Source organism: Streptomyces sp. W1SF4 (assembly GCF_003950035.1).
Taxonomy (GTDB): Bacteria; Actinomycetota; Actinomycetes; order Streptomycetales; family Streptomycetaceae; genus Streptomyces; species Streptomyces racemochromogenes.
The window spans coordinates 512,600-533,082 of sequence record NZ_CP034350.1 but is presented as its reverse complement, the minus strand read 5'-3'; the positions used below and the strand labels follow the sequence as shown (position 1 = coordinate 533,082).

Sequence of the window (20,483 nt, the reverse complement as noted above, 5' to 3'; positions counted from 1 at the left end):
CGCGGCGGGTCCGGGGCACCACCGGGCCCGCCGCGGCGCGCCCCCGTCCGGCCGTTCAGTCGGCCCGGACGGGGGCCCGCAGCGCGACCTCGTAGCCGCCCTCCGGGGTGGGTCCGGCGGTGAAGGCCCCGTGGAGCAGTTCGGCGCGTTCCCGCAGGCCGACGAGGCCGTGGCGGGCGCTGGGCAGGGCGACCGAGGGGCGGGTGGGGGCGGTGTTGGTGACGGTGACGCCGAAGTGGTGCGCGTCGTGCCACAGGCGTACGTCGGCGCGGGCGCCGGGGGCGTGTTTGCGGACGTTGGTGAGGGCTTCCTGGACCGTGCGGTAGACGGTGCGCTGGGCGGTGGTGCTGATGCCGGTGGGGAGCTCTCCGGCCAGGGTGGTCTCGATGCCGCTGTTGGCGACGAGCTGCCGGAGGTCGGCGAGGGTGGGCTGGGGGGTCAGTTCGGTCTCCCTGCCGCCGGAGGCGCGCAGCAGGGTGACCATGTGGCGCAGTTCGTCGAGGGTCCTCGTGCTCAGGGTGCGGATGGTGCGGGCGGCCTCGCGGGCGTCGGCGTCCTTCGCGGCGACCTGGAGCGCTCCGGCCCGTACGGCGATGAGGCTGACCTGGTGGGAGACGACGTCGTGCATCTCGCGGGCCAGCTGGGCGCGTTCGCGGGCCAGGACGGTCTGGGCGTACAGGGCGCGTTCGTGCTCGCGGGCCTCCTTGACCTCGACGAGCTGTCGGGCCACGTCGTGCCGGGCCTGCACGAGCTGGCCGAACAGCACGGGGGCGACGGCCGTGGCCAGGGTGTAGACGAACTGGACGAGCGTCCAGGTCCGGTCGCCGGTGAACGCGCCGGGCAACGGCCATACGAGGGTGTCCGCGGCCGCGTTCAGCAGGGCGCAGCCCGCCAGCAGGGGGCGGTTGCGGGTGGACGCGGCCAGGGTGTACAGGGCGGCGATCGGGGCGACCGCCACGTCCATGAACAGGGTCATGGGCAGCGTCAGCAGGAAGACGGCCAGCGGCAGGCGCCTGCGCAGGAACAGTCCGGCGCAGCCCACGGCGGCGCAGGCCCACATCAAGGGGGTGCCCTCGCCCAGGAGGCTGATCCAGGCGTCGAGCCCGGCCAGTGCCACCAGGCCCGCGTCGACGGCCCAGGGCGGCATCCGCCGCCACGGCGCCCCGCCCCCGCCCGTCATCCGTCGCCGCGCGTCGCGTCGTCGCCGTCGCGGCCGAGCAGTCCGGCCCGCTCGGCGAGGAGTGCGGCCTGGACCCGGCTGGTGACCCGCAGTTTGGTCAGGATCGAGCTGACGTGGTCCTTGACGGTGCCCGCGCTGAGATGGAGGCGCGTGCCGACGTCGGCGTTGGACAGGCCGTTGGCGACCAGGACGAGGACGTCGCGTTCCCGGTCGCTGAGGAGGCCGACGCGGGCCACGTCCGCGTCCTGGGGCGCTCCCGCCCCCGGGTGGCCGCGCAGCAGCGCGCGGGATGCCTTCGGCGACATCACCACCCCGCCCGCGGCCAGGGTGCGGACCAGCTGGGCGAGCTGTTCGGGCTCGGTGTCCTTGAGCAGGAAGCCGGAGGCTCCCGAGCGCAGCGCGGTCAGGACGTACTCGTCGGTGTCGAACGTGGTCAGCATGGCCACCTGCGGCGGTGCGGGCAGTTCCCGGATCTGCCGCAGGACGGTCAGACCGTCCACGTCCGGCATGCGGATGTCGAGGAGCACGACGTCCGGCCGCTCTTGCCGGATGACCTCGGCGGCCTGCGCGCCCCGCGCCGTCGCCACGACCTCGATGTCGTCGGACGCGTTCAGGATCATCCGGAACCCGGACCGCACCAGGGCCTCGTCGTCCACCACCACCACCCGGATCACCGGCGTCCCGCCTCACACTCGTCTGCTCTGTCCCGGCGTCCGCCTGGCGTCGACCGTACGTCCGGGAGGGTACGCGGTGACGCGGTCACGAACGGACCGTGGACACCCGGCGGAGCGGATCCAGCCGTTCGGGGGGTGCGCTCCGGCCGGTCGGCGGGGGTGTCACCCGAGCCTGCCGGCTGTCGTGGCGAGGGTGTGCACCACGGCTCCGAGCAGTTCGGGGCGCAGTACGGCCAGGCAGAGGCCGCCCGCCGCCAGCGTCATGCCGAGGAGTTCCCCCAGTGCGCCTGCGCGCAGCCCGGTGTCGCGGCGGCCCGCTGCTCCGGCCGGGGGCCGGTGGGCCGTGTCGGGTTCTGCCTCGCGGCTACGGTGCGTCATGCCACCAGCCTGGAGCCGCGGGCGCCCCGGCGGCCATCCGGCGACCGTCGGGTGCACCCCCGCCGAGTGGCGGGGACGGTCACCGGCCCTGCCACGTGCGCGGGCCCGTCCGGGCTTCCCCCGGACGGGCCCGCGCACGTGTGGCGTTCGGTGGTCAGCAGCCGAAGACCACCCGGCGGAACGAGGCGTAGTGGTCCGCGGTGTAGTAGTCCTCGTGCGCCGACTGCCCCGTGATGATGCGGCGCGCTCCCCGGGTCGGCGAGCCCGGGGTGATCACCGTGTACTCGTGGTAGTAGCCGGTGGTGTGCGCGGGCAGGAGGCGCTCGCGGTTCTGGAAGACGACGCCGTCCTGGCGATAGGGGAACGGGCCGCCCCGGTCTATGAGGGTGAGCGTGTCGTGTGCCTGGGAAGGCAGCGCGGAGTAGCAGACGCTGCCGACTGCCTGCACGGCGGCGGGAGCCGTGGAGGTGACGGACGCGGGGGCGGCGTGGGCGGCCGGTCCCGCGAGGAGGGTGGCGGCGAGGGCGGTTGCTCCACCGAAGGCCGCGATGCGTGGGGGAATCCTCATGCGGCCCATGATGACGCGCGTAGAGCGGGCCTCGTCAACGCCAATGCTCTTTGTTTTTCAACTAGTTGGGCAGACGTCTCCCGGTCGTCACCGGGGCGTCGGCGCCAGGGCCGGTGCGACCCCGGCGCCGTCGGACACGTCCTAGCCCCGGTCCTTGTGCCCGCCCTCCTTCAGCGTGACGGCCTCCGTGTCGGTGAAGTCGATACGGGTCTTGGCCTGGGTCGTGTGCGGGTAGGCGACGAGGACCGAGCCCGAGCCCGACGTGCCGTCGGATTCCTGCTTCAGCAGGCCCTCGGGCGAGCCGGCGCGGACGATCAGCTCGTCACCCTTCTCCGGCCGTACGTGGGACGGGTCTCCGCCGTCGACCGAGATGTTGGCGCTGACGGAGTCCCTGACGAGGAAGTCGACGGTGTCCTTGCCGCCGCGGGCCAGGACACCGATCCGCTCGGTCTGCGCCGTGGTGATCCGCAGGCCGAGCAGAGGCACGAGCGGTTCCGGCTTGCGGACCAGCGGCAGGGATTCGACGTGGAGCGTGGTGAACGTGTCCACCACACCGCGGATCCGGTCGCCCCGGGTGGTGCCCACGATGGTGACTTCGTCGTCTCCGCCGTCGGTGCTGATTCCCACGTCACCGGTGACGTTGTAGAAGCTCACCACGTGCGCGGAGTCCCCGCGCGTCAGCCGGCCGCTGCTGACACCGAGCGGGGTGAAGGAGAGCCGGTCGTCGCCCGTCCCGCCCGTGACGGCCGCGCCGTGTCCGTTCGCGTCCAGGTTGACCAGGGGGATCCCCTGGATGCCGACGAAACCGCCCGGGACGCCCGGGTAGCCCGTGACCTGGCCCTGAGCGAGGTCGACCAGTACGTCCGCCGTGGCACCGGCGAGGCTGAGCGAGTGGTGCGCGATGGTCACCGGGAGGGAGGGGGAGGCCGGGCTCACGTTGCCGGCGAGGTCCTCCAGGACGACGTCGACGTCGTACCGGCCGTCGCGCAGCGCCGAGCTGACGACCTCGTACTCACCGGCCGGAGTGACGGTGTCCTTGCCGACCACGGCCGTGCCGCCGTCGGCCGGGGTGGTCCGAAGCCGCACCAGCGCGTTCGGCTCGACCGACCAGCCCTGGAAGGCGGGCTTGATGAGGGTGGTGACGTTGTCGACGTCGCTGCCCGCGCTGTCGCTGGAGGCCAGCAGGTCGGGCGCGGCGGGCGGCCGGGCCGGCGCGGTCGTGTCCAGGGTGATCACCAGTGCGTGCGCGCTTTCCGCGCCCGAGCCGGTGACGTGGGCGGTGCCGGCGGCCCGGGGGTCGTCGGACGGGTCGACGACGATCACCTCGGCGGTGATCTGGTTCTCGCCCTCCCGCAGGACCGGGTCCAGGTGGATCTGGTACAGCCCCGGCTTGTTCACCGGGTCGACCGGCGTGGCGAAGCCGACGCGCTCCCCGTCGCGCTCCACGGCCACCTTGTAGCCGGGGGCGTCGTCGGTGAGGGCGGGCGTGGCGTTCTCCGGCGACAGCGTGATGCCGGCCGCGCGCAGCTCGGCGTCGTTCACGCGCAGGAAGAGGTCCGGACCGACGGTCTTGGTGATGTCGTCGCTGTCGGAGCGGCCCGAGTCGGACTGCTGCTTGAGGTCCAGGGCGAACGGCTCGGGGGCCGCCCGGTTGACGACGACGAGGTCGTACGTGCCCTGCGGCGGGTCGGTCGGTGAGGCGTCTCCGGGCCGCGTCGGGTCGGTCACGCCGGCGGCGCCGACCACCACGTAGTACTGCTCGTCCTGGACGACCGGGATCGCGAGCCGGCCGGTGGAGGTGCCGGCGCGGGTGGTGACGGTACCGGTGGCGACGCGGTTGCCGAACTTGTCGTACGCGCGCACCGCGAGCGGGGCGATCACCTCGTTGAAGCGGATCTCGGTGGTGAGGTGGCCGGTGTGGCGGGGCGTGATCCGGAAGAAGTCCACGTCGGTCGCGGTGTGCAGGGTGAGTCCGCGCCGGTTGAACTGCTCGTTCGAGCCGAGGTCGGCGGCCACCGCGTGGTCGATCGACTCGTTGGGCTCGTGGGTGTCGGGGAAGGCTCCGAGCGTGGAGAAGACGTCGAAGTAGGTGTCCTGGTTGCCCGCGGAGGGGCTGGTGGGCGTCGGCGGGGTGGTGTTGCCGGTCCAGGACGCGTAGGCGATCCCGTCCACCGTCCACACACCGTTGTACTCGCCGATCCGGAGGGTCTGGCGGGTCTCGCCGGCGACGACGGTGCCGCAGCCGGTGACGTTTCCGAAGCGGCACGGGGCGTTGCGGTCGGGGTCGAAGGGGGCGTCGCTGATGCGGAAGTCCTGCGCCCAGGTCTGGCCGCCGTCCCGGCTGGTGGTGCCGTACAGCTCCAGCAGGAAGTTGTCGGCGCCGTTCGGTCCGGTGCCGCCGTTGCGCCGGCCGCTGCGGTTGTCGTACCAGGTGACGACGGCGTTGCCGTCCTGGTCGATGTGGGCGTTGGGCATGACGGCGAAGGTCTGGCCCGGCCCGTGGTCGACGCGGCCGCGGGTGAAGTTCAGGCCGTTGTCCGTGGAGCGGGCGATGACGACGTCGGCGTCGTCGCCGTCCCCGTAGTTGTCGTTCGGGTCGTCGTTGGCGACGACGTAGACGTTCCCGGCCCGGGCCGGGTCGGGCAGGATGTACGGCTGCACGCTGCCCTGCAGCCAGAAGTCGGTTCCGGGGATCTCGGTGGTCGCGTCGTTCTGCCGGTTGCAGGTGACGCTGGCCTGGCCAGCCCCGAAGGGCACGGTGCGCTGGCGGGGGGTGCCGGCGGCGAGGTCGGCACCGCCGGAGCCGTCGCGGACCAGCTGGATGGTGCCCGCCGTTCCGTCGCCCGCGCAGGTGGCGGTGTGGTAGGCGACGTACAGGTCGCCGTTCTGGGCCACGGCCGCGTGCGAGGGCCAGACGAATCCCTCGCCCGCCTGGGAGACGGAGGCCGGCGCGGACCAGGTCGTGCCGCCGTTCGTGGACCGTGAGAACAGGATCCGCGAACCGCCGGCGGCGGGGAGTTCCGTCCAGACGATGTAGAGGTTGCCCACGTACGGGCTGGTGGGGTTGGCGTCGGCCACCAGCCACGGTTTGTCGTGGTCGATGTTGCCGTTCCCGCTCACCTGGACCGGTGTGTAGGTCTGGGTCCCGGCGGTCGTGGTGTCGTTGATCCGGCCGACGCCGACCCCGAGCCGGGTGGGGGTCGGGTTGGTGTTCAGTCCGCCGCGCGACAGGTGCGTGACGAAGAGGCGGCCGTCGGCGTCGAAGGTGAGGACCGGGTCGCCGTTGCAGGGGGTGACGGTCGAGGTCCGTGTGATCGGGAAGCCGTCCCGGCCGTAGTTGAGGTCGATGTGGACGGTGCACCCCGACATGACGGCGACCTGTCCGGGCCTTCGCGGGTTGGCGGTGGCGTTGTGCGGCTCGTTGTTGCCGGTGCCGATCCTCTGGTCGTCGCCCGCCCACGCCGGGGCGGCCGCAGGGCCGAGGACCAGGAACGACTGCAGCACGAGGAGCATGGTGCCGACGATGGTGAAGGCACGCCTTCGAAGGTGATGGCTCAGCATGCGTCCCGCTCTCTTGCTCTGTACATCCCTCTCCTTACAGCCCTGCGGCCGCACCTGACCTGCGACTCCGCGCGCTGTTCGGGAGGACTGTGGCAGCGGGGCCGTCCGCGCCGCCGGGCGTCCGGCACTGCGTCACGGGAATTCACCGGGATCCCCTGAAGAACCACCCGGACGGAGCAGGTCCAAAGGACTACGGGTGAACTGATCGAGTGAGGGCGGAGCCTCTCGGCGTGAGATACGCGTAGGGCCGAGGCGGCGGTCGTCCGGCCACAACACCCCGGTGGATCTGAAAGGGTTGGTCCGGCGCAACGTCTGCGACCGAGCCTGTACCCCCTCCGTCGACCGGGAGAGAAGCATGACCATCAAGGACATCGGGCCGGAACCCCAGAGCTTCGACCTGGAGAAGGCGACGGTGGAGAACACCGACTACCGCTCGGTCGCCTGGTCCGGGAAGTACCTCCAGCTGACACTCATGTCGATCCCGGTGGGCGAGGACATCGGCCTGGAGGCGCACCCGGAGACCGACCAGTTCCTGCGGCTCGACGCGGGACGCGGCCGCGTCCAGATGGGCAGCGCGAAGGACCGGCTCGACTTCGACCGCGAGGTCGAGGACGGCTGGGCGGTCTTCGTCCCCGCCGGCACCTGGCACAACATCACCAACATCGGTGACGAGCCCCTGCGGCTCTACGCCGTGTACGCGCCGGTCCACCACGCCCCGGGCAAGGTCCATGCGACGTTCGCCGACGCGGAGCGCGACGAGGCCGAGGGCGGCGACGAGCCGCCGAGCTGGTCGGTACAGCCCGCCCGGCAGGCGTCGGACGAGCACGCCTGAGCCGGAACCCGGATCCGCAGGCGCGGCCGGGGGAGCACTCCGGCCCCGGCCGCGGCCCGCGGCCGGGGCCATCGCCGTGGGGCGGACGGGCGTCGCGGCAGTTGCCACGCGCCCGCCACGCCGCGGCGACAACGGGCGGCGAGAATCGGCCGAGGACACCAGGCTCGTCGAACGGTCTGGCGGTCACCCCCCGGCGTCAGGCCGGGGGCGGTCCCGCCGTGCGGATGACGCGCCAGCGGCGGAGGTAGAAGCGCAGGAACAGGACCTCGCACAGCGCCGCGTGCTCGTCGACAGCAGGCGGGACTCCCAGCCCACGAGGTCCCGCTGCCCCAGCAGGCCGTTGATGCGGGACTCGACGAGCGCCGCGCCCCTGCCGGCCCGTTGTGACCGGTGGTACTCGCCGAGCCAGATCAGCAGGCTCGCCTTGGCCGCTCCCGGTACGAAGACCAGGCAGGCGGGGATCAGGACCGCCCCGGAAACCTTGGTGGTGAGCATCGCCGCGATCACGACCGAGAGGGTGGTGAAGGCGAAGTTCATGATCTGGATGCGGTTGGTTATCGCCTGGAGGCTGACCCGACGGCCGCCGCGCGCTCCACGTGGGTCCTGCGGTCCTCGACGACCAGGCTCCGGGCGGGATCGGCCCGTTCGGCGGCCAGTTCCAGCAGTCCTCGCCCCGCGGTGCCCTTCGACACGCCGAGACGGCAGGAGAGGAAGACGAGCGAGGGGTCGACGTAGCGGTCCAGGCCGAGCACGCGGGCCTGCTTCGCGTACCAGAAGGAGGTGTTGTTCGAGACGATGCCCACCGCGCGGCTGCCCGCCGCCGCCGAGGCCAGCATCGCTCGGGCGTGCGGCCCGGGGCGCAGCAGTTCCGCCTCCGCCTGCGCCACCCGCGCCGGGTCGATGACCACGTCCAGGGCCCGGCCCAGTTCACCCCAGTACGCGTCCTCGTCGGCCTCGACGAGGCTGTAGCGGTCCCACAGCCGACGCGCGGCGGCGGCCACGAGAGCGTGGCCCAGGCCCATGCGGTCGGCCAGTCCCGCGCCGGGGGTCAGCAGGAGGGTCTCCCACGGATCGCAGAACAGGACGTTGCCCAGGTCGAAGAGGACTGCGGGTCGGGGTCGCGTCAACGCTGCCTCCAGTGGCGTGCGGGCGGTTGAAGCTAGCACGGCGCGTGTCCGGGGCGCAGGGCACCGGTGACAACCGTGCCGTGCCCCGCCGCACCCCGCCGTCGCCGCCCTCCGCCTTGGCATCCAGGTGAGTGACGGTCCCCCCGGGGGCGGCGTGTGCGGGTCCGGCTCCGGGAGCCCCGTGCGAGGGTGCTCAGCCACCACTCGTTCCGCTGAAGGAGGCCTGGTCATGGACGCGATCGTGCTGCTGCGCGAGGACCACAAGACGGTCGAGAAGCTGTTCAAGCGCTTCGAGAAGACCGACGACGAAGACACCGCCGAGCGACGCCGGATCGCCGACGAGGTGATCGAGGAGCTCACGGTCCACGCCTGGATCGAGGAACGGCTCTTCTACCCGGCCGCCCGCGAGGCCGCCCCCGACACCACCGACCACATCCTGGAGAGCATCGAGGAGCACCACGCGGTGGTGTGGATGCTGTCGGAGATCAAGGACATGGATCCGGGCGACGAACGGTTCAAGGCGAAGATGTCGGTGCTGATGGAGCAGGTCCGCCACCACGTCGAGGAAGAGGAGCAGGAGTGGTTCCCCGACGTCCGCAAGGCGATGGGACGCAACCGGCTCACCGAGCTCGGCGAGCGGCTCCAGGCCGCGAAGGACGACGCGCCCCGGGACCCGCTCGCCGTTCCCAGCGCTGACTCCAAGTGACGCCGGGGCAGCCTCACGAGGACCCCCACGACACCCTCACGGCAGGTCCCCGGCAGCAAGCGCCGGGGACCTGCCCCACACCCCGCCGCCCCGACCAGCCCGGTCCGGCTGCGTCCCTGACGGCTCGCCGTACGTCAGGGCGCGTCGACGAGGACCCGGCCGTCGGCGGGTACGGGCGCCGCGAGCCCGTTCGCGTACGCGGACTGCACGCGCGAGCGCTCCGTGGCGTTCGGCACGGCGTTGGTGCAGGCCGTCCCGGCGCTGGACCCGGACATCAGCTGCGTGCACGGTCCCGGCTTGGTGTCCGGGAGGCCCAGGCTGTGGCCCAGCTCGTGCGCCGTGATGCGGGTCTTGTCGTACCCCTGGCTCACGGCCTCCGCGCCGAGTTCCACCCGCACCTGCCGCCCCGGACGGACCGGTCCGAGGGTGGCCTGCGGCCAGCCGGTGGTGGCCACGATGACGATCTCGGCCCGGACGCCCGGTGCGGCCCTGACCAGCCGCACGTTGCTGACGTTCGCGTTCCAGGAGGCCACCCCGGCCGCGACGGCGGCTTCCCAGCCGCCGGCCCGGCTGTCGTCGTAACGGAGCGTCACGGTTGCCGCAGCGGGGGAGCCGGGCGCGGCCGCGGGCGTGGGGGCCGCGGTCGCGGCGCTCGCCGCGGCGAGGACGAGCGCGGCCGCGGAGGTGCCGACTTTCAGGCAGGTGCGCAGGAACATGGCGTGCTCCTTCGGGTGTGGGGGTCCGGCCCCTGGGGCGGAGCCGGGGAGCCGGAGGCGCCGCCACCGCCCGTCAGTGGGCCGGACGTTCGGACAGCCGCCCCTCCGGAGCTCTAAGAAGGTAGCCCCGTACGCCGTCGACTCGTCATGCACCTGCCAGCCATTTACGCGCGGTGCTCCGGCCGGTGCCCGGTCAGCGGGCAGGACCCGCGCTCGGGCGGCGCGCCCGTGGTGTTCACGTCACCAGGCGCAGCGAGGTTTCCGCGATGCCCAGCCGGACGCTCTGACCCCACGTCAGTTCCAGGGCGTCGGCCTCCATCCCGTCGCCGAAGACCACGATCCGGTCCGACTCCACGGTCAGCCGCAGGCCCTGCCCCCGCCCCAGCTCTCCGGCGACCCTGCTGGTCCCCGTCGCCGGCGACGGCCAGGCCTCGCGCACGAACCACAGGAGCCGCCGGTCGCACGGCGCGGGCAGCTCGGCGGTGCTGCCGCGCTCCAGCCACAGCGAACGCAGCCAGCCCGTCGCCCCCGTACCCGTGCCCACCAGTACGCCCGAGGACGCCTGGGCCTCGCCCGGGTCCTCCTCGCCGTCGGGGCCCAGGCGGTAGCGGGCGGTCTGGTGGCCGGGCGGGCCCAGGTAGATCTCGTTCAGGGCGACGAGGCGCTGGGTGTCGTCGGCGACGGCCTCGACCATGGTCAGCTCCTCCGCCCGGCCCCCGGCCGCGGTCGCGGCGCCCAGCAGGGCCGCGGCGTCGGCGCTGCGGTGCCGGACGAGGACCCCCGGGTTGCGCCCCGGGTCGGTGTCGATGCCCACCACCGGCTGACCGTGCAGGTACTTCGCGGTGTTGGCGACCAGGCCGTCCTGCCCGACCACGACCACGACGTCCTCCGGGCCGAACAGGAAACGGTCCAGGTCCGCCCGCTCCACCCGGGTGCTGCGCCAGGTGAGCGGCACCGCCGCCGCCACCTCCCGCAGCGCCTGCCGCGCACGGTCGTGGCGGCGGGCCACCTCGTCGATCGAGCGGCCCCGGCTGGACAGGAAGAACGCGGCCTGCCCGTGCGTCCCGTGCCGCCCGAGCAGTTCCTCGTACTCGGTCCTGCGGTGCACGAGCACCGCCCGCGGGGCCAGGCTCACTCGCCCGCTCCGCCGTCCGGGCGTCCCAGCCGGGCGAGGAGCCCGGTGAGGACGTCGGGGGAGAGGGTGATGCTGTCGATCCGCGGCAGGTTCTCCGCCAGCCGGGTCGCCGCCAGGGCGTGCAGCGTGCCCGGGCCGGCCTCGCCGTGCACCCGCAGCCAGGCGGCCTGGGCCTCGGCGCGCGCCGCGCCCGTCTCGCGGGCCGCCTCGGCCTCCGCGCGGGCCAGCCGGACCGTGCGGGCCGCCTCGGCCTCGGTCCGGACGGCGTCCGCCGCCGCCTTCTCCTCGGCCTCGCGGCGGGAGTTGGTGCCCCGCTGGTCGACCAGCTGCTCCTCGCGCCGGGCCAGTTCGATCTGGCTGGCCAGCTCGTTCTCCGCGATGGCCCGCTCGCGCTCGACGGCGACCGCCCGCCGTTCGTACGTGGCCCGGTCCGCCTCCTGCTGGATCTGCTCGCGGGCCGGGGTGCGCAGAGCGCGCTCCACCTCCGCCTCGGGACGGATCGCCACGACCCGCACGGCCACCACGTCGATTCCGGTGGCGGGGAGCCGGGGCTCGGCGGCGAGACCGTCGGCGACCCGCTGCCGCACGGACGCGACGCCGTCGACCAGGGCGGCGGCCAGCGGGGTCCGGGCCAGTACGTCCAGCGTGTGCTGCTGCGCGGTCTCGGTGAGGAGGGTGGCGATCTGCTCCAGGGGTGCGCCGCGCCAGCTCCCGGTGTCCGGGTCGACGGAGAAGTCGAGCCGGTCCGCGGCGGCCGCCGGGTCGCTGATCCGGTAGGTGACGGTGGCCTGCACCGTCACGTCCTGGAAGTCGGCCGTACGGGCGTGGAACGCCATGGCCAGTTCCCGGTCGTCGACCGGCACTTCGGAGAGCGCCGCGGACAGCGACCGGTACCAGAAGCTGAGCCCCCGGCCGTCGTGGACCAGCCGGCCGCGCGAGTGGTGGCGGATGTGGGCGGTGGGCGCGGAGCGCAGATGGCGCCAGCCGAGGCGCCGGGTGATGTCCGCCATGGCGAACCCCCTTAATTTCGTCAGCACGACGATAAGGGGGTTCGTCTCATATCGTCAAGGGGACGAAAAGGGTTGGGTCCCCTTGTAGGAGCGGGCGGTTTTCTCCGGTCAGCGCCGGTAGAGCCAGCCGGCGGCGGCGTGGCCGATCAGGAGGTAGACCACGGCGGCGATGCCGTAGCCGACCACCACCTGGATCCATTCGCGGCTGAAGGTGAACAGGTCGTAGGACCAGCCGGCGAGCCAGGACGCGGCGTCGTGGACCGCGTCGACCAGGCCGTTGGCCTGGTTCGCCTCCAACAGGTAGAGCAGGATCCAGAGTCCGATGACGAAGGCGAGCACGTCCGCCACCACCGCGACGGCCCGGCCCGCCTGACTGCTTCCCCGACTGCGTACTCGCGAGTGAGTGCTCATGCACCGCGTGTTGCCGCGCACGCCCGACGTAAACGGGGGCGGGGAGCGGGACCGTCACAGGGCCAGCACGATTGCGTACGCGAGGAAGAAGAGTGCCACCAGCACCGCCAGGGCGATGATGATCACGAGTGGGCCCTTGCCCCACCCGCGCTTCAGCGGGCGGTAGGGTCCGGCGCCGGAAGTGGTGCTGGCCTCGCCGGGCGGGGTCTCGCCGGGCGGCACCGATCCGCCCGGTTCCAGACCGGGGGTGGTGCGGGGATCGGGGTCAGGGTTGTCGGTTCTCATGTCCGGCGTGTCCCCGCAATGACGGCCGGCATGCCCGAGGCGGGGGACTTACCGGACTTCCGGGACAACGGCCCTCGCCGGCCGCGCCGCCGGTGCCGAGGGTGCGGGCGGCGCCGAGGGTACGGCCGGCCGTGATGCGGTCCCGCAGGCTGTGGCGCAGCGCGCGGCTCGCGGCCCAGCGGCCTGCGCAACGGTGTCCGTCCGGCGCGTGGTCGAGCTCGTCGACGAGTTCGAGGAGGCGGGCGGGCTGCCTGCGCCAGTTGTAGACGAACAGGGCGATGCCCTGTGTTTCCGCGTAGCCGCCGAGTCCCAGGAGGCAGTTCAGGCCGGCCATGTCCATGAAGGTCACGTGCCCCATGTCGCAGGCCACCACGTCCACTCCGTCGAGCACGTCCCGCAGCCGGTCGAACTCCGGCCCGGCCTCCAGGCCGAGTTCTCCGGTCGGTGTGAGGTGCGCGGTGGGCCCGTAGCGCCTCAGTGTGATCCGGAAATCGCAGTCCATGGCCAACTCACCTCATACCGTCGTGAACGGCCCCTACCCGCTCCTCGGTGAGTAAGCCATCGGGCGGGCCGGGGACCCGTACCGCGAGCAGGACGGCGTCGTCCCGCGCATCCGACGCGCCGGCCGTCCGCAGCAGGGACCGGAGCAGGGCGTTCAGGGGGGTGCCGGGCGGGGCGCCGGCCAGGTGCCGCGCGAGCCGGTGGATCCGGGCGTCGATGTCCTGCCCGCGCTCCTCGACGAGGCCGTCGGTGTAGAGCAGGAGGGTGCTGCCGGGGGGAAGCAGGCGGCTGTGGCTGGTGCGCGGCCGGGGCGGCAGCGCGGAGTGCAGGAGCACGCCGTGCTCCTCCAGGAGCCGCACGGAGCGGTCGGGGCCGGCCAGGAGGGGCGCGGGGTGGCCGGCGTTGCTCCACCTCAGCAGCCAGTGTCCGGCCGCCGCCGGGTGGAGGTGGGCGTGGACGACGGTGCCGCCCGCGGGGAGGTCCAGGCGCCCGCAGGCGCGTTCGAGCGCGGCCGGGCCTCGTGCGGGCCCCCGCCAGGATGGTCCTGGTCGGCCTGCCGCAGCATGCTGCGGACCTGCCCCATGATGGCGGCGGCCCCCATGTCGTGCCCGGTGATGTCGCCGACGGCCAGGGCCAGCGCCCCCGTGCCGCCGGTGCCGGGGAGCTCCGGCAGCGGGTAGGCGTCGTACCAGTCGCCGCCGACCATGTCCTCGAGGGCCGCGGGCCGGTACAGGGCGGCCAGTTCCAGGCCCGGGACGGCCGGGAGGTCGGTGAGCATGGCCTGCTGGAGCCGGCGGGCGACGGTCACCCGGTCGTCGAGGTGGAGGGCGCGTTCGACGGCCTGGGCGGTGTAGACGGCCAGGGTGGCGAGCACCGCCCGCTCCGCCACGCCGATCTCGTAGGGGGTGTCCCAGCCCAGGATCAGGACCCCGAGGGTGTCGCGGGTCCCGCGCAGCGGCAGGCACACGGCCGTGCGCAGGTCCACGCCGCCGAACCCGGGGGTGGCCGGGAGGCCGGCCGCGGCCCCGCCGGCTTCCGACGGGCCGGCCACCACGATCATCCGGTCCTCGCGCAGCGCACGCGCGGCCGGCCAGTGCGAGGCGAGGGAGAGGGACCCGGTGCCGGACGGGGCGGGAGGGCCGTCGTCGGCGGGGGCGGCCACGGGGTGGAGCACCCCCTCCCGTACCAGCAGCAGGTCCATGCGGGCCGGTTTGAGGTCTCCGCTGACCAGGGCCGCCACCCGCTGGTGGACGTCGTCCAGGCTGCTGGTGCCGGCGAGGTCCTCCGACGTGCGCAGGAGTAGTTCGGACCGGCTGAGCAGCTCGTGCGCGCGCGTCGCCTCGCCTTCCGCCGCCTGCGCGGCGTCCTCGGCCGCTTCACGGGCCTCGCGTCCGCTGCGGGAGCGGGACCGCATCCGCATCTGGGCGCCGCACGCCGCGGCCAGGTCCGACAGGTCCCGTACGTCCTCGGCGCTCCAGGCGCGCGGACGGTGATCGACGACCGCGAGGACCCCCACGAGCTCGCCGGCGGTACCGACGAGGGGAACACCGGCGAACGCCGGCGCCCGCTCACGGCAGGCAGCGTTCGTACAGGGCGCGGTGGGCGGCGGCCAGGGCCCGCCGCTCAGCCGCCCGGGCCCCGGGGTTGGCCCGCGGGGCCGGCCGGTGCGCGTACGCCTGCCGCACGGCGGCCTCCAGGGACCGCACGTCCAGGCCGTCCGGGGCGTGCCGGTACAGGTGGCAGGGACGCTGTTCCGCGTAGAAACCGCAGTCCGGTGCCGCCACGGCCGTGCCCAGGTCGTGGCAGGCCTCCAGCCAGCCGGAGTGGGTGCCGAAGGTGTACGGCAGCACGGACAGGTCCAGGAACCGCAGGTAGGTCCACAGGTCGCCGTCGTCGAAGTAGTCGTGCACCCGCAGGTCCAGGAGCCCGCTCGCGGCGAGCGAACCCAGACCCGCCATCACGTCGGGAGCGTAGGCACGGGCCGCGGGGTCGTGGGCGTCGTGGTGGATGTCGACGCGCAGCCGCGCCCGGGGCAGCGTCTGCGTGATCCCGGCGAGGGCCCGGATGACGGGCAGCGGTGCCATGTTGGGCCGCAGGCTCTTCGCGTGCACGCCCACGACGAACTCGGCCCGCCGCCCGCGCGGGGCGGACAGCTCCGGCTCGTCGACCACGTGCGGGTGGGGCAGGACGTGGGCGGTGCGCCCCCAGCGGGCGGCGATCTCGGCCGCGGCACCGGGCGTGAGCGTGATGAGGCAGTCGGCCGCGGGCACGAGGACGTCCAGGGCCGCGTCGTGGGCACGCCGGTCGAGGTGGTGGGGGTTGCGCAGGTCGTGGACGGTCTGCACGAGCGGCTTGCCGCGCAGGCGCAGCTCGCCGACCAGGGCGGTCAACTGTTCCGGGCTCTGGGCGTCGAAGCCGAAGTGCAGGTGGTACACGTCGAAGGCCCGGTGGTGGGCGCGGACCCAGTCCGGGTCCAGCATCACCGGGGGCCACCACTGCTGTGAGGTGCTGGGGGCGCCGTTGGGGCGGGGGTCGGGCAGCAGCGTCACGCCGTCCGAGCCGTCGGCCGCGTGGATGTGGCGTACGTAGACGTGCCCGGCGGGCACCGACGCGACCCGGATGCCGGGCGGCCGCGGGGGCCGGCGACGCAGGGGGCGCGGGGCGCCGGCTGGGCGGCGGCCACGGCCTAGTCCTCGCCCCGGACGATGTTCCACTCCGGGCCGGAAACCGTCTCGGGACGCGGATCGTCGCAGCCCCGGGGGCGGGGCGGGCTGACCACGGCCGGACGGCACGTCCGGACCCGTTCGTCGGCTGCGATGCGGCTGCGGATCGGCTGGGTGTCCGCCTGGCTCGCCATGACCGACACCTCCTCGCTGGTCGGGGTGGTCGGTGGGCTGGGGTCGAGGGGCGCGTACCCGCCGGGGCCGGGGGCATGCCGTCGTACCGCGGCGGCATGGCGCCACGGTTCCCGGGCAGGCGGCGGGGACCCCGGGTACGCCGGAGCCCGCCGGGCAGCGCCTCGGCGCGGGCGGTGGACGGGCGGGGGGCCGGGGCGAGCGGGCGGGGAGCCGGGGCGGATCAGGTCTTCGCGCGGTCGAACTCGGCGGCGAACCCGCACCGCTCCGCGATCACCCGCAGCTGGTCGTCCGGCAGGGCGTCCGGGCCGTCGAGGACGGCGGCCATCCCGTCGGCGGCGAGCCCCAGGGCGGAGACGATGTCCAGGTCCCCGGCCGGGAGCGCGGCCCCCACGTCCCCGTCGGGCGGGGCGGTCCCCGTGGCGTCCAGGGCCTGCGCGGCGAGCGTGTGCCGCCGCGCGGCCCGCGCGTCCGACAGCAGCAGGCCCGTCCCCGCCGGTGTGACCCGCAGGATCAGGAAGAACGACTCGTCCGCGTTGAAGAACCCGTACGCCACGTCCGACGCCGCCGCGCCGCGCACCGCGGCGACCGCCTCGTCGAGGCCCGTGAGCGCGGTGCGGTCCAGACGGGTGCACTGCCGGCGGCCGGCCTGCTGGGCTACGGCGACCGCGTACCGGTGGTTCCTTCGTTCTGTCACGGCCCACAGGTGCCCCGTCGGTGCCCGCGGTAGCCCTGGGACGGGCCGCCGTGGCCCGCACGGAGCAAGCGGGCCGCCACCCGCACCGCGCCCGCCCGGACGGTGTTTCCGCACCCGAGCGGCGGGCAGGCGGCCCCGCATGGATCAGTCGAGGACACCCGTACTGGACGCCCTGGCCGCCTACCACGAGGCCGGGCAGACACCGTTCACCCCGCCGGGACACAAGCAGGGCCGGGGAGCCGACCCCCGCGTGCGCGCCGTGCTCGGCGACGCCGTCTTCCGCTCGGACGTCCTGGCCACCAGCGGGCTGGACGACCGCACCTCCTCCCAGGGGATCATCGAGGAGGCGCAGGCGCTCATGGCCGAGGCCGTCGGCGCCGATCACGCCTTCTTCTCCACCTGCGGCAGCTCCCTGTCCGTGAAGTCCGCCATGCTCTCGGTCGCCGGACCGCACGAGAAGCTGGTCGTCGGACGCGACGCCCACAAGTCGGTGGTCTCGGGGCTGATCCTGTCCGGCATCCGCCCCGTGTGGGTCGACCCGCAGTGGGACGCCGAGCGCCACCTGGCCCACCCGCCGTCCGCCGGGGCCTTCGAGCGGGCGCTGGCCGAACACCCCGACGCACGCGGTGCACTGGTGACCACCCCCACCCCCTACGGGACCTGCTCGGACCTGGCCGCCATCGCCGAGGTATGCCACCGCCGCGGCGTCCCGCTCATCGTCGACGAGGCCTGGGGCGCGCACCTGCCCTTCCATCCCGACCTGCCCACCTGGGCGATGGACGCCGGCGCCGACGTGTGCGTCACCTCGGTGCACAAGATGGGCTCCGCGCTCGAACAGAGCTCGGTCTTCCACCTCCAGGGCGACCTGGTTGCCCCCGAGGTGCTGAAGAGCCGCGAGGACCTGCTCGGCACCACCAGCCCGTCCGTCCTCGTGTACGCGGCCCTCGACGGCTGGCGGCGCCAGATGGCCGAACACGGCAAGGCCCTCTGCGACGACGCCCTCGCCCTCGCCGGCCGCATGCGCGAGCGCCTCTCCCGCATCGACGGCCTGCACGTCCACGGGCGCGACGACTTCTGCGGCCCCGGCAAGGCCTTCGACCTGGACCCCCTCCAGGTCATCATCGACATCAGCGCGCTGCGGGTCACCGGCTACCGCGCCGCCGACTGGCTGCGCCGGCACCACCGCGTCAACCTCCACGTCTGCGACCACCGCCGCGTCAGCGCCCAGCTCACCCACGCCGACGACGACCACACCGCCGGCAGCCTGCTCGCCGCCCTCACCGACCTCGCTGCGCACGCCCCGCAACTGCGCACCGGGCAGCCCGTGGAAGTGCCCTCCCCCTCCGGCCTGCGCCTGGAGCAGGCCGTGCTCCCCCGGGACGCGTTCTTCGGACGCACCGAGCAGGTCCCGGCGGAACGGGCCGCGGGGCGCGTCGCCGCCGAGATGCTCACGCCCTACCCGCCGGGCATCCCCGCCGCCCTGCCCGGAGAGCGCCTGAACGAGGACGTCCTGCGCTACCTGCGCACCGGTGTCGAGGCCGGCATGGTCCTGCCGGACGCCGTCGACACCGACGCGACCAGCATCAGGGTCCTGCGCGAGGACACGGTCTAGCCGGCCCGCCGCTTCACCGCCGGCCGCTCCTGCCCTCCAGCAGCCGCCCGAGCGGCCAGGTCGTGATCAGCCGGTCCGCGCCCAGGCCGATCCGGGCCGCGCGGGCGTAGCCCGTGCTCTGCCAGTGCAGCTGTTCGGGGGCGTGGGCGTCGGTGTCCACGGCGAAACGGCAGCCGGCGTCGGCCGCCTGGAGGAGCAGGTCGTCCGGCGGGTCGCGGCGTTCGGGCCGGCAGTTGATCTCCACGGCGGTGCCGTACTCCGCGCACGCGGCGAACACGGCCGCGGCGTCGAACCTGGACTGCGGGCGGCCCCGGCCGGTGATGATCCGGCCGGTGCAGTGCCCCAGGACGTCGACGCGCGGATTGCGCACCGCGGCCAGCAGGCGGGCGGTCATCGTCCCGGGCTCCGAGCGGAGCCTGGAGTGCACGGACGCCACGACGACGTCGAGACGGCCGAGCAGCTCCTCCTCCTGGTCGAGCGATCCGTCGTCGAGGATGTCGCACTCGATGCCGGTCAGCAGCCGGAAGCCCGGGCCCAGCCCGGCGTTCACGGCGGCCACGGCCCGCAGCTGACTCCTGAGCCGGTCCGGGCTCAGGCCGTGGGCGATGGTCAGGCGCGGCGAGTGGTCGGTCAGCACGGCCCACTGGTGGCCCAGGGCGCGGGCCGCTTCGGCCATCTCCTCGAGCGGGCTCCCGCCGTCCGACCAGTCGGAGTGCAGATGGCAGTCCCCGGTGCTCGCCGCCGCGAGCTCCCAGCCGGCGCGGGCGTCCGGGCCCGCCTCGGCTTCCAGGCGGGCCAGGTAGCGCGGGACCGCCCCGGCCGACGCCTGGGCGATCACCTCGGAGGTGACCGGACCCACCCCGCGCAGCCGTCCGGCCCGGGCGGCGTCCACCGGGCCCGGTTCCAGGCCGCGGACGGCGTCGGCCGCCGTGTGGAAGGCCCGCACCCGGTACGGGGACGCCCCGCGCCATTCGAGCAGGAAGGCGATGCGCCGCAGGGCTTCGTCCGGGGTCATGGCGGACCGGGCGGGGGCGCGCTACTCGCCGGCGGAGCCGGGCTCGGCCGTCCGCCGGTGCCCTTCCGCTCGGAGGCCGTCGGGTAGGAACGCGCCGGCCGTCACCACCGCGAGTTCACGGTTGTGGGTCATGCCCGGCGCCTACCCGTGCTGCGCGAACCATGCTTCCGGGCCGCTGTCGGCCGGGCTCCGGACACCCCCGGGGACGGCCCGGAGCCCGGCAGCGGTCAGGCCGGGGAGGGTGCCAGCGGGGGCCGTCAGCTGCCGGGGCGGCCGGTGCCGAGGGCGGGGGTGGCGGCCGGTACGTGGCCCGCCCAGTCGACGATGGGGAACGCCGCGCCCGCGGCCTCCGTGCCGCGGCACTGGGCGTGGTGGCGCAGGGCGATGCCGTCCAGGTCCAGGTGGGGCGCGAAGGCGGGGTGGGCCGCCAGGCGCCGGGCGTACGACCACACGTACGGGTGGTCGGTGAGGCGGTACACCGCGGCCGCGTCCAGGTGCCAGCGGTGCACGGTGTCCAGCTGTACCAGCGTCACCCACAACTGCACGTCGGCCGCGGTGAGTTCGGTGCCGAGCAGGTACTCGGCGCTGGAGAGGCGTCGCTCCAGCGCGTTGAGCGCGCGCAGCAGGGTGGCGAGCGCGGTGTCCCGTGCCGCCGGGTCGGCGCCGCACTGGCCGGCGCGCTGTGCCGCCGCGTTGATGCCCTGTTCGCACAGGCGGGCCACGGCCTCGATCCGGTCGTCGGCGCCGGCCGGGTACAGCTGCCGGCCGCCGGTGCCGAAGAGCCGGCCCATGTCCTGGAGGATGTCCGGGGCGTGCGTGCTGACGATCCGTCCGGTCCAGCCGTCGGCGAGTACGGGGGCCACGGCCGGTCCGGGGTACCGGTGGTAGCTGGCCTGGTAGAGCGGGCGCAGGGCCAGGTGTCCGCCGTCGGGCGCGTCGGGCACGGCCGGGAGCAGCGTCATCGGGAGGACGTCCCGCAGGCCGAGCAGGCTGTGCGTGACGGCGATGCGCAGACAGGACGGGCCGGACGGGGAGAGGTGGAGCCGGTAGCGGTGGGGGACGGCGGGGTAGCCGCTGTGCGCGTCACGGCCGATCCTGCTCCGGAAGGACGGGGCGGCTGTCGGGCGGGTGGTGGACATGCTTCTCCCTGGGGGTGCTCGGGCACGGGGCATGCGACGACGGCGACGGCGGCCGGCGCCGGATGCGGCGCGGCCGGGACC

General features: G+C 74.2%; 23 protein-coding genes. 3 read left to right on the top strand and 20 right to left on the bottom strand.

Going from position 1 to position 20,483, the window contains the following annotated elements:
* Positions 1 to 55: 55 nt before the first annotated feature.
* The 5 genes from D1J60_RS02725 to D1J60_RS02705 form a co-directional block, all read right to left on the bottom strand.
* Positions 56 to 1,147: a histidine kinase gene (locus D1J60_RS02725; protein ID WP_125819979.1), complete on the bottom strand. Its 1,092-nt coding sequence runs from the start codon at positions 1,145 to 1,147 to the stop codon at positions 56 to 58.
* 29 nt (positions 1,148 to 1,176) lie between these two features.
* On the bottom strand, positions 1,177 to 1,854 hold the full coding sequence (locus D1J60_RS02720; protein WP_125599198.1) for a response regulator transcription factor: 678 nt from the start codon (positions 1,852 to 1,854) through the stop codon (positions 1,177 to 1,179).
* Between the two features lie 162 nt (positions 1,855 to 2,016).
* Entirely contained in the window at positions 2,017 to 2,232 is a 216-nt protein-coding gene (locus D1J60_RS02715) for a hypothetical protein (protein WP_125819978.1), read from the bottom strand.
* A 154-nt stretch (positions 2,233 to 2,386) separates the two neighbouring features.
* A complete protein-coding gene (locus D1J60_RS02710; protein ID WP_125819977.1) occupies positions 2,387 to 2,800 on the bottom strand; it encodes a ribonuclease domain-containing protein in 414 nt (137 codons plus the stop codon).
* A gap of 141 nt (positions 2,801 to 2,941) precedes the next feature.
* Complete coding sequence (locus D1J60_RS02705) at positions 2,942 to 6,361, bottom strand: Ig-like domain-containing protein (RefSeq protein WP_125819976.1); 3,420 nt, start codon at positions 6,359 to 6,361, stop codon at positions 2,942 to 2,944.
* A gap of 355 nt (positions 6,362 to 6,716) precedes the next feature.
* On the opposite strand from D1J60_RS02705, the gene D1J60_RS02700 reads away from it, so the two are divergent.
* Positions 6,717 to 7,193 carry a cupin domain-containing protein gene (locus D1J60_RS02700; protein ID WP_125599208.1) on the top strand — a complete coding sequence of 159 codons (477 nt, stop codon included), beginning with the start codon at positions 6,717 to 6,719 and terminating at the stop codon, positions 7,191 to 7,193.
* A gap of 183 nt (positions 7,194 to 7,376) precedes the next feature.
* Here the strand turns inward: D1J60_RS02700 and D1J60_RS02695 are convergent, their stop codons facing one another.
* Positions 7,377 to 7,730 (bottom strand): hypothetical protein, encoded by a 354-nt coding sequence (locus tag D1J60_RS02695; RefSeq protein ID WP_125819975.1) that lies wholly within the window; start codon positions 7,728 to 7,730, stop codon positions 7,377 to 7,379.
* A 17-nt stretch (positions 7,731 to 7,747) separates the two neighbouring features.
* On the bottom strand, positions 7,748 to 8,320 hold the full coding sequence (locus D1J60_RS02690; RefSeq protein ID WP_125819974.1) for a hypothetical protein: 573 nt from the start codon (positions 8,318 to 8,320) through the stop codon (positions 7,748 to 7,750).
* 229 nt (positions 8,321 to 8,549) lie between these two features.
* Here D1J60_RS02690 and D1J60_RS02685 point away from each other — a divergent pair, with 229 nt between their 5' ends.
* The gene (locus tag D1J60_RS02685) at positions 8,550 to 9,026 is read left to right on the top strand and encodes a hemerythrin domain-containing protein (RefSeq protein ID WP_125602740.1); all 477 of its coding nucleotides are present in this window, start codon (positions 8,550 to 8,552) and stop codon (positions 9,024 to 9,026) included.
* 134 nt (positions 9,027 to 9,160) lie between these two features.
* Here the strand turns inward: D1J60_RS02685 and D1J60_RS02680 are convergent, their stop codons facing one another.
* From D1J60_RS02680 to D1J60_RS02635, 11 genes are all read right to left on the bottom strand, one after another.
* Positions 9,161 to 9,742, bottom strand: coding sequence for a snapalysin family zinc-dependent metalloprotease (locus tag D1J60_RS02680; protein WP_125819973.1), 582 nt, complete (start codon positions 9,740 to 9,742; stop codon positions 9,161 to 9,163).
* A gap of 235 nt (positions 9,743 to 9,977) precedes the next feature.
* Positions 9,978 to 10,877 carry a hypothetical protein gene (locus D1J60_RS02675; RefSeq protein WP_125819972.1) on the bottom strand — a complete coding sequence of 300 codons (900 nt, stop codon included), beginning with the start codon at positions 10,875 to 10,877 and terminating at the stop codon, positions 9,978 to 9,980.
* A complete protein-coding gene (locus D1J60_RS02670) occupies positions 10,874 to 11,887 on the bottom strand; it encodes an SPFH domain-containing protein (protein WP_125819971.1) in 1,014 nt (337 codons plus the stop codon). Before D1J60_RS02670 ends, D1J60_RS02675 begins: the two co-directional genes overlap by 4 nt.
* Positions 11,888 to 11,995: 108 nt before the next feature.
* Positions 11,996 to 12,298, bottom strand: a complete 303-nt coding sequence (locus tag D1J60_RS02665) for a hypothetical protein (protein WP_125602733.1) — start codon at positions 12,296 to 12,298, stop codon at positions 11,996 to 11,998.
* A gap of 54 nt (positions 12,299 to 12,352) precedes the next feature.
* Positions 12,353 to 12,583, bottom strand: coding sequence for a DUF6480 family protein (locus D1J60_RS02660; RefSeq protein WP_125819970.1), 231 nt, complete (start codon positions 12,581 to 12,583; stop codon positions 12,353 to 12,355).
* Positions 12,564 to 13,085, bottom strand: coding sequence for an STAS domain-containing protein (locus tag D1J60_RS02655; protein WP_125819969.1), 522 nt, complete (start codon positions 13,083 to 13,085; stop codon positions 12,564 to 12,566). Before D1J60_RS02655 ends, D1J60_RS02660 begins: the two co-directional genes overlap by 20 nt.
* 7 nt (positions 13,086 to 13,092) lie before the next feature.
* Entirely contained in the window at positions 13,093 to 13,464 is a 372-nt protein-coding gene (locus D1J60_RS38590; protein ID WP_347147204.1) for a SpoIIE family protein phosphatase, read from the bottom strand.
* A gap of 32 nt (positions 13,465 to 13,496) precedes the next feature.
* Positions 13,497 to 14,600: a GAF domain-containing protein gene (locus D1J60_RS37880; RefSeq protein WP_125819968.1), complete on the bottom strand. Its 1,104-nt coding sequence runs from the start codon at positions 14,598 to 14,600 to the stop codon at positions 13,497 to 13,499.
* A gap of 52 nt (positions 14,601 to 14,652) precedes the next feature.
* Positions 14,653 to 15,690, bottom strand: coding sequence for a glycosyltransferase family 1 protein (locus D1J60_RS02640; protein ID WP_206436468.1), 1,038 nt, complete (start codon positions 15,688 to 15,690; stop codon positions 14,653 to 14,655).
* Between the two features lie 80 nt (positions 15,691 to 15,770).
* Complete coding sequence (locus D1J60_RS37120) at positions 15,771 to 15,941, bottom strand: hypothetical protein (RefSeq protein WP_164720821.1); 171 nt, start codon at positions 15,939 to 15,941, stop codon at positions 15,771 to 15,773.
* Between the two features lie 221 nt (positions 15,942 to 16,162).
* Entirely contained in the window at positions 16,163 to 16,636 is a 474-nt protein-coding gene (locus D1J60_RS02635) for a tRNA adenosine deaminase-associated protein (protein WP_164720820.1), read from the bottom strand.
* Positions 16,637 to 16,775: 139 nt separating this feature from the next.
* Here D1J60_RS02635 and D1J60_RS02630 point away from each other — a divergent pair, with 139 nt between their 5' ends.
* Complete coding sequence (locus D1J60_RS02630; RefSeq protein WP_125819966.1) at positions 16,776 to 18,248, top strand: ornithine decarboxylase; 1,473 nt, start codon at positions 16,776 to 16,778, stop codon at positions 18,246 to 18,248.
* A 13-nt stretch (positions 18,249 to 18,261) separates the two neighbouring features.
* Here D1J60_RS02630 and D1J60_RS02625 read toward each other — a convergent pair whose 3' ends face one another.
* Complete coding sequence (locus tag D1J60_RS02625; RefSeq protein WP_125819965.1) at positions 18,262 to 19,263, bottom strand: PHP domain-containing protein; 1,002 nt, start codon at positions 19,261 to 19,263, stop codon at positions 18,262 to 18,264.
* A gap of 257 nt (positions 19,264 to 19,520) precedes the next feature.
* Positions 19,521 to 20,402 (bottom strand): glutathione S-transferase C-terminal domain-containing protein, encoded by an 882-nt coding sequence (locus D1J60_RS02620; protein ID WP_125819964.1) that lies wholly within the window; start codon positions 20,400 to 20,402, stop codon positions 19,521 to 19,523.
* Positions 20,403 to 20,483: the final 81 nt, after the last annotated feature.